Consider the following 13,267-nt stretch of genomic DNA (forward strand, 5'->3'; position numbering starts at 1 on the left):
GGGCGCCGCACCTGGCGGGGCCCGGCCGGGAACCGTCAGCGTGATCGGGCAGGGCGGCCGGGTCGCACTAGGCATCCCCGCCCGGGGCCCATCGCACGTCCGGGAACCCGGTCCGGTTCCGCCGGGTCAGCCGCCCAGTAGACCGTCCAGTGCCTCCCGCGCCTCGCGTGTGTCCCGGTGCTGCTCGCCCAGGACCCGAGCACGGTCGGCGACGACCTCGCGGAGCAGGGCCACCGCCGCCTCGACCTCCCCCAGCCGGGCCAGGGTCCGGGCCCGGCCGAACCTCGTCGTGATGACCTCCGGGTGATCGGGGTCGGCGTAGCGCACCAGTCGCTGCTCCAGCAGGACGTCGAGTTCGGCGAGCGCCGTCACCGGGTCGCCGAGTTCGGCCTTCAGCATGGCGATGTTGTAGCGGGTGATCATGGCGGCAGGGTGGGTGTCGCCGTACACGGCCCGCTGGTCGCTGAGCACCTCCTCGTGCAGCGGCAGCGCATCCGCGGCGTCGCCCAGCTCCCACGTAAACCGCGCAATGTTCAACCGGACCAGGAAGGTGTTCGGGTGGGATACGCCGCGGACCCGCGTGACGAGCGGCAGCAGCTCCTCGTAGGCGTCGATCGCCTCCTGGAGGCGCCCCGACTCGCCCAGGAACTTGCAGATGTTCATTCGACTGAACACCACCTGCTCGTGCTCCTCGCCGCACGCCTCGATCCGGTCCCGCAGGAGAGCGGCGTGCAGTTCCAGGGCCTGGTCGTAGCGGCCCAGCATGCCGTGCCAGTACGCGATGTAGTGCCGCTCCTCCAGGACAGGCACATCCGTCGGGCTCAGCGTGCGTTCCAGGTCGGGCAACAGCTCCTCGTGCAGCCGCAGTCCCTCCTCTCGGGCACCGCCGCGCCCCGTCCAGTACGCGATGTGGTGCCGGGTGTCCAGGGTGCGCGGGTCGTCGGGGCCCAGGAGGCGCTCCTGGTCGGCGAGCACCTCCCGGTGCAGGGCCACCGCCTCGGCGAAGTCTCCCGTCTCGCCGGTCGCGTACGCGATGCGGGAGCGGGTCTCAAGAAGCTCGGGATCGTCCGCGTCGAGCACCCTCAGCTGGTCCGGCAGCAGCTCCCGGTACAGCTCGCGGGCCCGGCCGTACGCCCCGGACTTGCCCGTCCAGTACGCCGTACGGGCCCGGGCGCGCAGGGCCGCGGGCGCGTCCGGGCCGAGGCGCTCCCTGAGTCGCTCGGCCCAGCTCTCCCAGCGGGCCCGGTTCACCGTCGCCTGAGGTGCGGCGCGCAGCTCCAGGCTTGCCAGAAGCCGCTCGTACAGTGCTGCGGCGGCGCTCTCGCCGGTCGTGGCAAGAGCCATCTGCCACAGGTGCTCGGGCTCGGCTTGTTCGGCGTAGCGGTGCAGGGGGTCGTCAGACGTGTGCTTTTCCATAGGAGCCATGATCTCCAGCGCGTCGCAGAGCGCGCGATGCCCCTCCACCAGGTCCTGCTCCTGCGCCACGTACTCGACGAGGGACGGGTGGTACACCCCGAGCAGTACCGTGCCGGACAGATCGGGCGAGCGGACCACGAGGCCATCGAGGAGACGCAGCACCAGGCCGACGGCCTCCTCGTCGGCCGGACCGCCCAGTTCCCAGGCCGCCCGGGCGAGCAGGGGCCGGGGCAGGGTCATGCCGGGGCCGGAGGCGGCGACGACGAGCAGGACCAGGTCGAGCCAGGCGGACGCGCCGTGCGGGGACGCCTGATTCCGCAGCGGGGCCAGCGCCTTGTCGTAGGCATCCGCCAGTCCCTCACCGACCTCGGAGGCCTCGTACGGGCCGAAATTGGCCAGGACCTGTGTGAGCTGCCAGTTTCCGTCCCGCCGGGCGAGGATCACCTCCTGTGCATCCTCCGGCACCCGTCGGGCCCGCAGATAGGCGCGTACGTTCCGGTCGTCGGGCACCGGAACCAGCAGCTGATGCCACTCCTCGGGCAGCGCCACCCACTCCTGGACCGTGCTCACCACACCGAACCACTCCGGTGCCGCGTCCCGCAACGCCGCGAGCTCCGTGAAGAGTGTGGCGCGGCTCGTCGCGTCCTTGACCTGGTCGAGGCCGTCCAGGACCACACGCACCGGCTCACACGCCTCCATCAGGCCGAGCGGTCCTGCCACCTCCGCGACCGTGCTCGGCAGCAGCGTGCGCTGCGCCTGGGGGACCCGTGCCCGGTACGCCGCTCGCGCGGTGTCGAAACCCGGCAGGTATCTGCGGAGCTGACGGGCCAGCTGCTGGACGGCCGTCCCGGACGTCCACGCGGCGTCGCTGAGCCGCACGACAGCGGACACCGTGGCGGCGGTCTCGTCCTCGGGCAGCAGCTCGGGACGGGCGAGCGCGGTGGCGATCGTCGTCTTGCCCGTACCCATGGCGCCGACCATCGCAACGAGCCGGTTCAGGCCCACGGCCCGCACGATCCGGGCCAGTTCGGCGGGCGGCTGGAAGTGGCGCAGGGCAGGCACCAGGACCTGTTGGTCAGGAGAACCGGCCAGCACGCTCAGCTTATGGTCGTGCGCCACGTTGCGGGCAATCCACGCCTCCGACGGGGCCTGGCGCGAACCCTTGCCCCCGTCGAACGAGACCGCCTGCGGAATCTGCCGCCGGAGCAGCGTCTGAACCCTCAGGCGTACCGCCCTGGTCGCCAGGAACGGTTCAAGCCGGATGTCTCCTTGGCGGACGAGCCGGGTGAGGATGCGCGAGAACTGCAGGTCGTAGGAGACCCGGTCGTCGGAAGAGGTCAGCACCTCGACCGTGCGGCCGGCCTGCATGGCGGACCTGAACCAGTCCTCGGCCGCGGCCAGGAGGGCGTGGCCGGAGAAGCACCCGTCGACCACGAGGGTCAGCTCCGGCACGCCCCCGTACCGCTTCGCCATCCGGCCGACCTCGCCGGGCAGGTCAAAGGCCGTCTCCGGGCCGGGCGCGGCCGGTGTGGAGCTGATCGGGAAGAGGAAATCGCCCCCCTCGGAGTGAAACCCGTGACCGAGGAACCCGAGTAACAGGGAGGCACGCGCCCCCTGCGCCTCCCGGAACGCTTCCTCCACGACATCGATCACCTCGGACACAGTCCGCGGGTTCAGCAGCAGCCCGTCACCGTGCGCGGGTACGCACGAACCGCGCTTCCGGTCCAGTAACAGCTCCGTCAACTCGTGTGCGTGCGAATCCAATCGGTCCAGCCGGTCCTCCTCCTTCTTCTCGCGGACGTCCCAGTGGGATGCGATCACCAGCGCTCTGCGCTCAGCTGCCATGCGCGCATTATGGCTTCGCCGGACACGGGGAACCGCCGCCCCGGCCCCACGCGTTGGGGAGGCGAACGACGACACTGCGGGCGACAGGGAGACACATGGCAGAGCTGGTCATGGTGCACGGCATCGGCCCCGAGGACGAGAGCGAGCAACAGCTGCGGGATGAATGGACGCACACCCTCGCGCGCACGCTGCGGAACAACGGCCGCGCCCAGGCGGCTGACCGTCTCGAGAGCAGGGCGGTGACGGCCGACATGACCTACTACCGCCACCTGTACCAGGGTTACGTGCCTCGCGACGACTTCGACATACGGGTGCCCGCTCAGATCGCGGCCACCAGCGAGGAGGTCGCCCGGGACATCATCGACAACATCCGCCGACACGCCTCCGATCCCGGCGACCGCGACGAGGCAGCCGACGCCCTGGAGGAGCTGACCGTCGATGCCGGCCCCGAGCAGGGGCCGTTGTGGCCGCTGCGCATGTTGGTTTCGATGATGGGACGGCTCGGCCCCATCGCCCGCTCCGGATTTGCCGCACTCAGCGGCACCGGCGCGTTCCACCTGGGGCAGGTGGCTGCCTACCTGGACGACGAGCGGGTCAGGGAAGGCGCGATCGAAGCCGTGCTGTCCCGGGTGACCCCCGATACCAAAGCCGTCCTGGCCCACTCCCTCGGCACCGTCGTCGCCTACGAGGCGCTGCACCGGCTCGACCAGCCGCTGCCGCTGCTCGTGACCTTCGGATCGCCGCTCGGGCTGCGCTCGATCGTCCACGGGAGGCTGCGTCCGCAGCCGCTGCGCTCGCCGGCTCATCTCAAGCGGTGGGTGAACGTCGCCGACCGCGACGACTTCATCGTCGCCACCCTGAAACTGCGGAAACTTCTTCCCGTGGACGACGCCGTGCTCGAACGCACCCGGCGGGTCAGCAACCGCGACTTCGCCCCGCACGCGGCGACGGAGTACCTCAGTCACTGGGAGACGGTGGAGCCGCTCGCCGAGCTGCTCTGAGCTTGCCGGGCGACGGTCCGGCGGGGCCGGCTCCTCAGCTTGTTCTTCATGGTCCGATTGTTCTTTATGATCCGACCGCGAACGATGCCCCGAACGTGATCGCTCGTACGAGGCACACGCTGTTCGAGCTGACCGACGCGCTGCTGCGTGCGGACGGTCCGGTGACGACACCGGTGGACCTCACGCTGACGGCCGAGCACCGGCGCGGGCATCCGGCCCGCCCCCGGACGCCCGCTCGGCTCGAAGAATCAGCGCCCTGCCACCCGCTACGACATGGGCAAGGCGACCGGACGCCCGGCACCATCGCCGAACGTGACCAGGTCAGACCGTGAAGGACAAGCTCAGCCGACAAGCAGGGCGTGCATCCACCGGTCTTCGCGTTGTTCGATGTATTCGGCGTCGTTTCGCCAGGCGTCACCGTGGCCTTCAGCCCACAGCCTTGCCCAGGGCTGGACACCTTGGGCTGCCTGAGTTCGCAGGAAGTCGTGCATGGAACGCGTACGGCGCCCCAACAGAGGGACCAACCGACGACGTTCGGACTCATCGAGACCGTACGCGTCGGCGAAGACTCGCAGTCGTTCCGCCGCGTCCGAGCGCTGCCAGTCTGGATGTGCGGACAGCGGGATGAACCCGTGCATGGCGTATGCGACATCCCACAGAGGGGAGCCGGGACCTGCTGCGTCCCAGTCGATGAGGGCCCACCGCGTCTCGTCCGCGACCACGAGGTTCCAGGGGGCCAGGTCGTTATGGACGATGAGGTCGCTGCCCTCGGGAGGGATCAGTGTCTGCCAGTGAGCGTCGGACGGGGGCGTGAAGTCCTGCACGGCATCGTGGAAGTCGCGGATGAGGCGTGCAACGCGTACCAGTTGTCGAGCGGGGTCCATCAGCGAAAACCGGTCGGGCCAGACCACATGTCCCGGCATGAAGGTCAGGACCTCACGTCCTTGATCGTCAATGCCGAGTGGGCGAGGCGCCGCACTGAATCCCACGTCGTTCAGGTGGGCAAGCAGGGCATGCACGGAGGGAGTCCACGGTCCGGCCGGACGGCGGACGGTGTCGCCGACGCGAACGACACCATCACTTACGTTGCCGCCGGACAAAGGCTGTTCATCATCGTGCTGCATCGAACCAGTGTGTCGGACCGGCTCGCCATGATCACCCCATTAACAGGGGAACGTCAGAGTGCGGACAGAGGGTGAAGAACAAGCTCAGGGCCTGATCCAGAAGACCCCAGACACGGCGGCGCCGGGTCGACGATGCATCACCGACGCAGTCGTCAGCTGTTCCGGCAGTTACTCGTCGCTTGCCGGTCAGGGCAGCCGTGGGTCGCCGCTGCAGGGTGACGGTACGGGCTGCCCAGCCCCTGATCAGTGAGGCGCCCCCCGTGTCGACGGCCTGCTGCTCGACTTCAAGAGCATCGAGCACCCCATCGCACGGGGACGGGCCCAGCAGACCGCGAGCCGGCTGATCGGCTACCTGCTCCTCGACACCGCCGACCGCTACCGGATCGACATGCCTGTCCCCCGCCTCACCCGCTCCGTCGTTTTCGACGACGGCCCGTGGGGGAGTGCCCGTGGCGCAGTACCCCGACCTGTTCGGCACCTGCAGCCGCGCCCTGAGCGACCCGCTCGCCGTCGTCGCTGAACTCCTCGCCGGCTGCCAGGCCGAAGCCTTCGCGTACAGCCAGAAGGAATCGCGTCGGAAGCACCACAACACCCCTTCTGCGCATGCGTATCCCGATAGGTGCCGCCGTGCATGCAGGCCCCGGCCCCGTGGCCCTCTTCCTCGTCCGCGGTGTACACGGCTGCTTCCTCGGCACGCCGACGTGCCCGGGCGTTGACAGCGCATCGCGCCCCTCCCATTATGGGAGCGCTCCCATAGGCGGACTCCGGCCGCCCGCACGTGCACGACCGCTCCGCAATTCATGCTTCGTCGTTGGTGCCATCGGCGCGGAACGTCCCACATCCGCGGCGGCACTTCGTCTGTCCGGCGACACGGTCCTGCACGTCCGACCGTGCCACCGAACGTCCTAGGGAGGACTCCCATGTCACCACCGCATCGTCCCGTCCGGCCGGCCGGCACCACTTTTCGCCCCCTCGCGCGGTGCGCGGCCGTCCTGACCGCCTCGCTGGCCCTGCTGGTCTCACTGGTCGGCGTCGCCCCGGCCGCCCCGCAGGACACCGACGACGCGGACGTCGGTGTCACAGTCAACGCCCAAGCGGCGCTGGGCACGCTGTCCGGCACCGCTCGCGGCGTCAACACCGCGATATGGGACTCGCACATGAACGATCCCGAGGTCGTCGACCTGATGAAGGCGGCCGATGTCGGGGCGATGCGCTACCCCGGAGGTTCGTACGCGGACATCTACCACTGGGAGACACATACAGCTCCCGGCGGGTACGTCGCCCCCGGCACCGGATTCGACTCGTTCATGGCCACCGCCCGTGCCGCCGGGACACAGCCGATCCTGATCGCCAACTACGGCTCCGGCACCCCCGAGGAAGCGGCAGGGTGGGTCAGGTACGCGAACGTCACCAAGGGGTATGACGCGAAGTACTGGGAGATCGGCAACGAAATCTACGGCAACGGCCATTACGGCAGCGGATGGGAGCACGACGACCACGAGGACAAGAGCCCCCGCGAGTACGCGCGCCAGGTGCGCGCCTACGCCGCGGCCATGAAGGCGGTCGATCCGACGGTCAAGATAGGCGCGGTGCTCACCACTCCGGGCGAATGGCCGGACGGCGTCGTCGGCACGGGTGATTCCGGCGACTGGAACCACGCCGTGCTCCCCGAAGTGGCCGACGTCATCGACTTCGTGAGCGTTCATTGGTACGCGGGTGGGGCCGACACCACTGCCGAGAGCGCCATGGCCAGACTGGCCAAGCTGCCCGGCGAGCTCCGGGAGGTGCGCAGCCAGATCGACCGTGCCGCAGGCCCGAAATCACCGGACATCACCATCGCCCTCACCGAGATCAACACGAACACCGGCGGCGCTCGGCTCACCGCCCGCCCCAACGGCCTGTTCGCCGCCGACGCCGTCATGACGGCTCTGGAGAACGGCGTGTTCACCGTCGACTGGTGGAACACCCACAACGGTGCCGGTCAGATCACGACCGTCGACGGTGAGACCGACTACGGCGACATGGGGATGCTCTCCAGCGGCGCCTGCACAGGCGAGGTGTGCGAGCCGGCGCCGAACACGCCGTTCCATCCCTATTACGGCATGAAGATGACCAGCGAACTGGGCACCGCAGGTGACACCATGATCGCCGCCGAGTCCACCGCGCAGGACGTCTCGGCCCACGCCGTGCTCCGTCGCGACGGGCGGCTGAGCATCATGCTCGTCAACAAGGACCCGGACACATCACGGACCGTGGACCTCGACTACGCCGGATTCACTCCTTCCGCCGCCGTGCCCGAAGTCAACCGCTATGCACGGGGCGACAGCGACATCACCGAGGTCACCGACGGGGAGGCGACAGCGTCCCAAGTCACCGTGCCGCCGTACGCGTTGCTCACCGTCACCCTCGAACCGCGAGCCGGGACCGGTCCGGGAGCTTCGGCCGCCGGAACCCCGGGCACCCCGAGGTTTGACTCGGCGACCGCTACCACCGCGCGCCTGTCCTGGGCAGGTGCGGCGGCTGCCACCCGCTACCTGGTCCAGGAGCGGGACGGCGCTCATACCCGCGTGGTCGGGGAGACCACCGGCACATCCGTCACCTTGCAGAACCTGCCTCCGGGCAGCACCCACACCGTCAATGTGCTGGCCGCGGACGCCTCGGGGCGGCTCTCCGCCCCGTCGTCGCCTCTGACCTTCACCACCAGCACCCCCTCGGACGCCGCCTGCGCGGTGACGTACCACCGGGACACGAGCTGGGGCAACGGGTTCGTCGCCACGGTGAACATCCGCAACCTCTCGGACACCCCGATCACCGGCTGGACGGTGGACTGGGACTGGCCGACCGACGGGCAATCAGTGGCCTCCGGATGGAACGCCACGTTCCATCAGACCGGTTCACATGTTCGGGTGACTGCCTCCGACGGTGCGGGGCCGCTGGCCCCGGAGGGCGGTTCGACGTCCTCGTTCGGCTTCGTCGGCGCCAACGACGGGCCCAACTCGGACCCGACCGTCTTCCGCCTGAACGGCACCGTCTGCTCAAGCGGCTGATACCCACGGCCGGGTCCGGGAGCTTGTCGGCAGCCCTCCCGGGCCCGGTCCGACCGCCGCAGCCCTCCTGCCTTGGGCTAGGGCTGTCCCGCAACTCCTGGTGGATCAGCGCGCGACGTCGGATGCGGTGCATCGCAAGGCGGAGAGGCGCCCGCATACTGGATGTATTCGGGCGTTTCGACAACGCGGCGAGGTGTCGTAGCTGTCGTCGTGCGCCCACCAGGAATTGCGGGACAGCCCTTACCATCTCGGAGGTATGCATGACGCGGCGCAGACGCCTTTCATCGCCCCGGACTCCGACTACCCGTGCTGCTGGTTCTGCCCCGCACTGCGCTTCCCGCGTACGGGCTTCCTCGTCGCGGACCGGCCCAGCCGGCACTGGCCGTTCGATGCCGCGGACGGATTCCGGTATACGGTCGATGACCGGGTCCCGGTGTGCGTGCATCCGGGTCGGGTGGGGCTGGAACCTGAGCGGACGGCCCCGCCTTTCGTCGAGGCGCCGCCCACCGAACCGGAACCGACCCGGCGCTGCCGCCGATGGTGGCGGCGCGACTGAGCGGGTCAGTGCGCAGGCTCTGCCAGCCCTCGGGTGTGGCGACGCAATCACCCATGCGGGCCTATGCCGTTGTGCGCCCCGCCGCCCCGCCCTGTGACGGTGCTGACCGCCACTTCCAGGGGAGACCAGCCGTTCTCCCTGTGCCGCCGTGGCGATGTGCTGTCAGCGCGGAGCGGAGGGGGCGGCCTCGTACTCGCTGCTTGGGCCACGGCTCCTCCGGCCGGAGGCGGCGCAGTGGGCTGCCCAGGACGCCCGGGCCCTCGACACCGCACTGATCAGTCGGCCTCTCACGGTCGAGACCACCAGGCCGGCGGTGCGGACCACGATGTACCGGGGGCGTGCCGCCGGAGCGGTCCGGCCGAGCGCGGGCCTCAGCTTTCAGCCCGCTCGATGTGTTGCCTCCCTGGGGAATCGCTCGCGGCCGGAGTGGAGGCGCGGAAGGTGCGCCGGTATGCGGACGGGGCGACCCCGGCCTCCGCAGCGAGGTGCCGGCGCAGCGATGTGGCGGTCGCGAAGCCGACCTCGTGGGCGACTCGGTCCACCGACAGGTCGCTGGACTCCAGCAGGTGCCGGGCGCGCCGCAGCCGCTGCTGGGTCAGCCAGCGGCCGGGGCTCAGACCGGTCTCCTCCTGAAAGTGCCGGGCGAAGGTCCGGGTGCTCATTGCCGCGTGCGTGGCCAGTTCCTTCAGCGACAGCGGAAGCTCCAGCCGCTGCAGTGCCCAGTCGCGGGTCGGCCCGGTGCCGGTTTCGCTCGCCGGCGGTAGCGGTCGCTCGATGTACTGTGCCTGCCCGCCGTCCCGGTACGGCGGTACGACGCAGCGGCGGGCGACCTGGTTGGCCACCTCGCTGCCGTGGTCCTGACGCACGAGGTGCAGACACACGTCGACGCCGCTCGCCGCACCCGCGGAGGTCAGCACGTCGCCGTGGTCGACGAAGAGCACCCCCGCGTCGAGCTCGACCCGGGGGAACAGTCGCTGGAAGTGGTCGGTGAGCGCCCAGTGGGTGGTGGCCCGGCGCCCGTCCAGGAGACCGGCGGCGGCGAGCAGAAATGCGCCGGTACAGATGGACACCAGACGAGTGCCGGGGCGTACGCGGGACAGGGCGGCGAGGGCCTGCGGGTCCAGGGCGGCGGCCGAGGCCCTGGAGAGCGCGTACGGAGGGATGATCACCGTGTCCGCCTCGGCCAGTACCTCGGGGCCGTGCCCGGGGGTGACGGTGAGGTCCGAGTCGGTGCGCACGGGCTGCCCGTCCAGGCTCGCGGACAGGACTTCGTAGCGGCCGTCGGCCGAGCCCAGGACCCGGTGCGGGATGCCGAGCTCGAAGGGATAGACGCCGTCGAGGGCAAGGACGACGACCTTGTGGGCGTCGGGCCGAGGGGCTTGGTGCATGTAGCTGTCCAGTTCGGACACGCGGTCGGCGAGGTCCTGGGCCGCTTCGGGCGCGGGGGACGCGATTCGGGCGGCCGGGTCGAGGAGCATGGCGTGATTGTATCGGAGGATGACCTTCTTGCCATCGTCACGAGCGGACCGGGCAGCCAGGGTGGAGGCATGACTTCTGCGGACACCCGTGAAAACATCCACTCCCCGAGGCGGGCACCCGTGATGCTCGCCCTGCACCAGACGGCCCTCGGCGGGCCCGAGGTGCTGCAGCTGACGGAGCTTCCCCGGCCCGTGCCCGGCCCCGGGGAGATCCTGGTTGCCGTGCACGCGGCCGGACTCAATCCCACGGACTTCAAGCACCGTGCCGTGAGCCTCTTCCTGCCGCCCCCGCCGCGGACCCTCGGTTGGGACGTTTCCGGCACCGTGATCGAAACCGGCTTCGGCGTCACCCTCTTCCAGCCCGGTGATGAGGTGTTCGGCATGCTGCCCTACCCCTACGGGGCCGGTTCCCACTCCGAGTACGTGACCGGCCCCGCCCGCGCCTTCGTCGCCAAGCCCGCCGGGATCGATCACATCCAGGCGGCTGCTCTGCCGCTGGCCGCGCTCACTGCCTGGCAGGCCCTCGTCGAGACCGCGGGCCTGCGGGCCGGGCAGCGGGTGCTGATCCACGCTGCGGCCGGGGGTGTCGGTCATCTCGCCGTTCAGATCGCCAAGGAACGCGGCGCGCATGTCACCGGGACGGCGAGCGCCCCCAAGCATGAGTTCCTGCGCGAGCTCGGCGCGGACGCCTGCATCGATTACCGCTTCGACGATTTCACCGATACCGAGGAGCCTTACGACGTCGTTCTTGACACCCTCGGCGGGGAGACCGCCACCCGTTCCCTGGGCGTGCTTCGCCCGGGTGGCACCCTCGTCTCCCTCCTGCCGGGTGCCGAGGACACCCCGGCCGCAGCGGAGAAGGCACAGGTTCGCGCCGTTGTTCTGCTCGTCGAACACGACCAGGCCGGCATGCGCGCCGTCGCTGAACTCGTCGACCGGGGCAAGCTCCGTGCCCACGTTTCCGGCGTCTTCCCCCTGGCCGAAGGAGGCCGGGCCCACGCCATGGGGGAGACAGGACGCACCACCGGGAAGCTGGTCCTCAGCGTGCGCTGAGGCGAGATGATCCCCGCGTCGCCCCGGGCCGCTGCACGGGACGACGGATAGAGCCCGAACGCCTGGCGCGCCCAGAGAGGGACCCGGTGTGCAGCCGGTGACCGGCGCCATGGCACAGCACCATCAGGATCGGGGGCGTCCACCGGCGGAGTGCCTGCCCCGAAGCGGCTGCGAGACGTACACCTCCCAGGCGAACCACTGCGGAAGCTCGGCGCTCCGACCAGCGAGGTATGCACCGACTTCAGGGCCACCGCTCGGCCGCCGGCCGAGCGGTGGCCTCTCGCGCCTTCCACAGTCAACGCCGATGCCTTCCTCGCCCCCGCAGGGAGGCCCGAGGCCCGGAACGAGACAGCGGCGACCCAGAACGTCGCGCGGACAAAGGCCGACTGGTGTCCCCACACGGTGGCCGTACCGCGCGGCGTGCTCCGAGAGCCGTCGATGCGGCCATACGCGGCTGCCCGAGGCGCCACTATGGCGAGGTGATTGCGAAGAACGGCACGGAGCGGATGTCGGCCATGAGTCTGGTCAAAGTGCAGGAACGCGCACCTGACCTGGTCAGTCTTTACAAGACCGCAGGCGACAGCCTCAGGGGACGGGGGCTGGAGGGTATGCGGGCTGCGGTCTATCTCGTACTGGACCGCTCCGGGTCCATGCGGCCCTACTACCGCGACGGCACCATGCAACATCTGGCCGATCAGGTCCTGTCGCTCTCGGCCCATCTGGACGACGACGGCATCGTGCCGGTGGTCTTCTTCTCGACGGACGTCGACGGCTCGGCCGACCTGAAGCTCGGGGGGCACCGGGGTCGCGTCCACCAACTGCACGCGAACCTGGGTCACATGGGACGCACGAACTACCACTGGGCCATGGACCAGGTCATCGATCACTACCTCGACTCCGGAAGCCGAGAGCCAGCGCTGGTCGTCTTCCAGACGGATGGTGGACCCACCAGCAAACTCGCCGCGGAACGCTACCTGTGCAAAGCGGCGCGCCTGCCCCTGTTCTGGCAGTTCGTCGGCTTCGGAGACCCCGACAGCAGCGAGTTCACCTTCCTGCGAAAGCTGGACGCCCTTGACGCACCGGCCCGCCGCATCGTCGACAACGCCGCCTTCTTCCACGCCGGGAAGACCCCCAAGTCCACGGGCGATCGCCGTCTCTTCGACCAGTTGCTGCGCGAGTTTCCGAGCTGGCTGGCCGCGGCACGCGCTGCTGGAATCGTGCAGTGACACCGCGCTGAGAGGCGCGGGAAGTTACGCGTTCCCTGGCGCGCCGATCGGAATCCATCACTGCCTCGTCAGCCCTGCCGAGGCGGATCGGAACACTCAGCGTTGCGACGCCCGGGGCGCCGGCCTCCCCGTCAGCGACAGCCGCGCTTCTCGCGTTCGGCTTCGGTCCGCTGTCCCGCGGATCGATCAGCACCGTGGGCGCGCTTCCAAAGGGGCGACACGACCGGGCACCGTACAACCCGTACCCGCTGCCCGGCCCGGCGTCCGGGGAACGCCGTCCGACCGCGTCGATGACACCGGCCGCCGCGGCCACCGGGCGGGGTCACCCGCTGGTAGGCGTCATCGACCGCTGCTTTCACATGTCGGGGCCGGTCGCCCTCTCACAGAAGAAGGTCCCCGGTTGTTCCAGAAGTTCAGAGGCCTGCGCAGGACGTGCGCAGTTCGCCGACGGACGGCAGCTGGGAAAGGTACGCCAGAATCGTCAGGATGCGCGAGAGGTCGGTGTTCTCGTCGTCCGACGC

At 69.9% G+C, this 13,267-nt stretch carries 9 protein-coding genes; 6 read left to right on the plus strand and 3 right to left on the minus strand.

Annotated features, from left to right (window positions below):
• Positions 1-126 precede the first annotated feature (126 nt).
• Positions 127-3,261 carry a tetratricopeptide repeat protein gene (locus OG538_RS35695; RefSeq protein WP_406099780.1) on the minus strand — a complete coding sequence of 1,045 codons (3,135 nt, stop codon included), beginning with the start codon at positions 3,259-3,261 and terminating at the stop codon, positions 127-129.
• 95 nt (positions 3,262-3,356) lie between these two features.
• Here OG538_RS35695 and OG538_RS35700 point away from each other — a divergent pair, with 95 nt between their 5' ends.
• The gene (locus OG538_RS35700) at positions 3,357-4,262 is read left to right on the plus strand and encodes a hypothetical protein (RefSeq protein ID WP_406099781.1); all 906 of its coding nucleotides are present in this window, start codon (positions 3,357-3,359) and stop codon (positions 4,260-4,262) included.
• Positions 4,263-4,357: 95 nt separating this feature from the next.
• On the plus strand, positions 4,358-4,594 hold the full coding sequence (locus OG538_RS35705) for a hypothetical protein (protein WP_406100460.1): 237 nt from the start codon (positions 4,358-4,360) through the stop codon (positions 4,592-4,594).
• A gap of 9 nt (positions 4,595-4,603) precedes the next feature.
• On the opposite strand, the gene OG538_RS35710 is transcribed toward OG538_RS35705, so the two are convergent.
• On the minus strand, positions 4,604-5,386 hold the full coding sequence (locus tag OG538_RS35710; RefSeq protein ID WP_406099782.1) for a phosphotransferase enzyme family protein: 783 nt from the start codon (positions 5,384-5,386) through the stop codon (positions 4,604-4,606).
• Between the two features lie 920 nt (positions 5,387-6,306).
• Between OG538_RS35710 and OG538_RS35715 the strand changes: the two genes are divergently transcribed.
• A complete protein-coding gene (locus OG538_RS35715; protein WP_406099783.1) occupies positions 6,307-8,433 on the plus strand; it encodes a cellulose binding domain-containing protein in 2,127 nt (708 codons plus the stop codon).
• A 256-nt stretch (positions 8,434-8,689) separates the two neighbouring features.
• Positions 8,690-8,989: a hypothetical protein gene (locus OG538_RS35720; RefSeq protein ID WP_406099784.1), complete on the plus strand. Its 300-nt coding sequence runs from the start codon at positions 8,690-8,692 to the stop codon at positions 8,987-8,989.
• Positions 8,990-9,360: 371 nt separating this feature from the next.
• On the opposite strand, the gene OG538_RS35725 is transcribed toward OG538_RS35720, so the two are convergent.
• On the minus strand, positions 9,361-10,467 hold the full coding sequence (locus OG538_RS35725) for a GlxA family transcriptional regulator (protein ID WP_406099785.1): 1,107 nt from the start codon (positions 10,465-10,467) through the stop codon (positions 9,361-9,363).
• Positions 10,468-10,536: 69 nt separating this feature from the next.
• Between OG538_RS35725 and OG538_RS35730 the strand changes: the two genes are divergently transcribed.
• The gene (locus tag OG538_RS35730; RefSeq protein WP_406099786.1) at positions 10,537-11,520 is read left to right on the plus strand and encodes an NADP-dependent oxidoreductase; all 984 of its coding nucleotides are present in this window, start codon (positions 10,537-10,539) and stop codon (positions 11,518-11,520) included.
• Between the two features lie 506 nt (positions 11,521-12,026).
• The gene (locus tag OG538_RS35735; RefSeq protein WP_406100431.1) at positions 12,027-12,746 is read left to right on the plus strand and encodes a VWA domain-containing protein; all 720 of its coding nucleotides are present in this window, start codon (positions 12,027-12,029) and stop codon (positions 12,744-12,746) included.
• Positions 12,747-13,267: the final 521 nt, after the last annotated feature.

Origin of the sequence: Streptomyces sp. NBC_01013, from assembly GCF_045162765.1 — a bacterium.
Lineage (GTDB): Bacteria > Actinomycetota > Actinomycetes > Streptomycetales > Streptomycetaceae > Streptomyces.

Coding starts and splice junctions, on each gene's coding strand:
- OG538_RS35695 (WP_406099780.1), bottom strand. CDS start 3,261: ATGGCAGCTGAGCGCAGAGCGCTGGTGATCGCATCCCACTGGGACGTC.
- OG538_RS35700 (WP_406099781.1), top strand. CDS start 3,357: ATGGCAGAGCTGGTCATGGTGCACGGCATCGGCCCCGAGGACGAGAGC.
- OG538_RS35710 (WP_406099782.1), bottom strand. CDS start 5,386: ATGCAGCACGATGATGAACAGCCTTTGTCCGGCGGCAACGTAAGTGAT.
- OG538_RS35715 (WP_406099783.1), top strand. CDS start 6,307: ATGTCACCACCGCATCGTCCCGTCCGGCCGGCCGGCACCACTTTTCGC.
- OG538_RS35720 (WP_406099784.1), top strand. CDS start 8,690: ATGCATGACGCGGCGCAGACGCCTTTCATCGCCCCGGACTCCGACTAC.
- OG538_RS35725 (WP_406099785.1), bottom strand. CDS start 10,467: ATGCTCCTCGACCCGGCCGCCCGAATCGCGTCCCCCGCGCCCGAAGCG.
- OG538_RS35730 (WP_406099786.1), top strand. CDS start 10,537: ATGACTTCTGCGGACACCCGTGAAAACATCCACTCCCCGAGGCGGGCA.
- OG538_RS35735 (WP_406100431.1), top strand. CDS start 12,027: ATGTCGGCCATGAGTCTGGTCAAAGTGCAGGAACGCGCACCTGACCTG.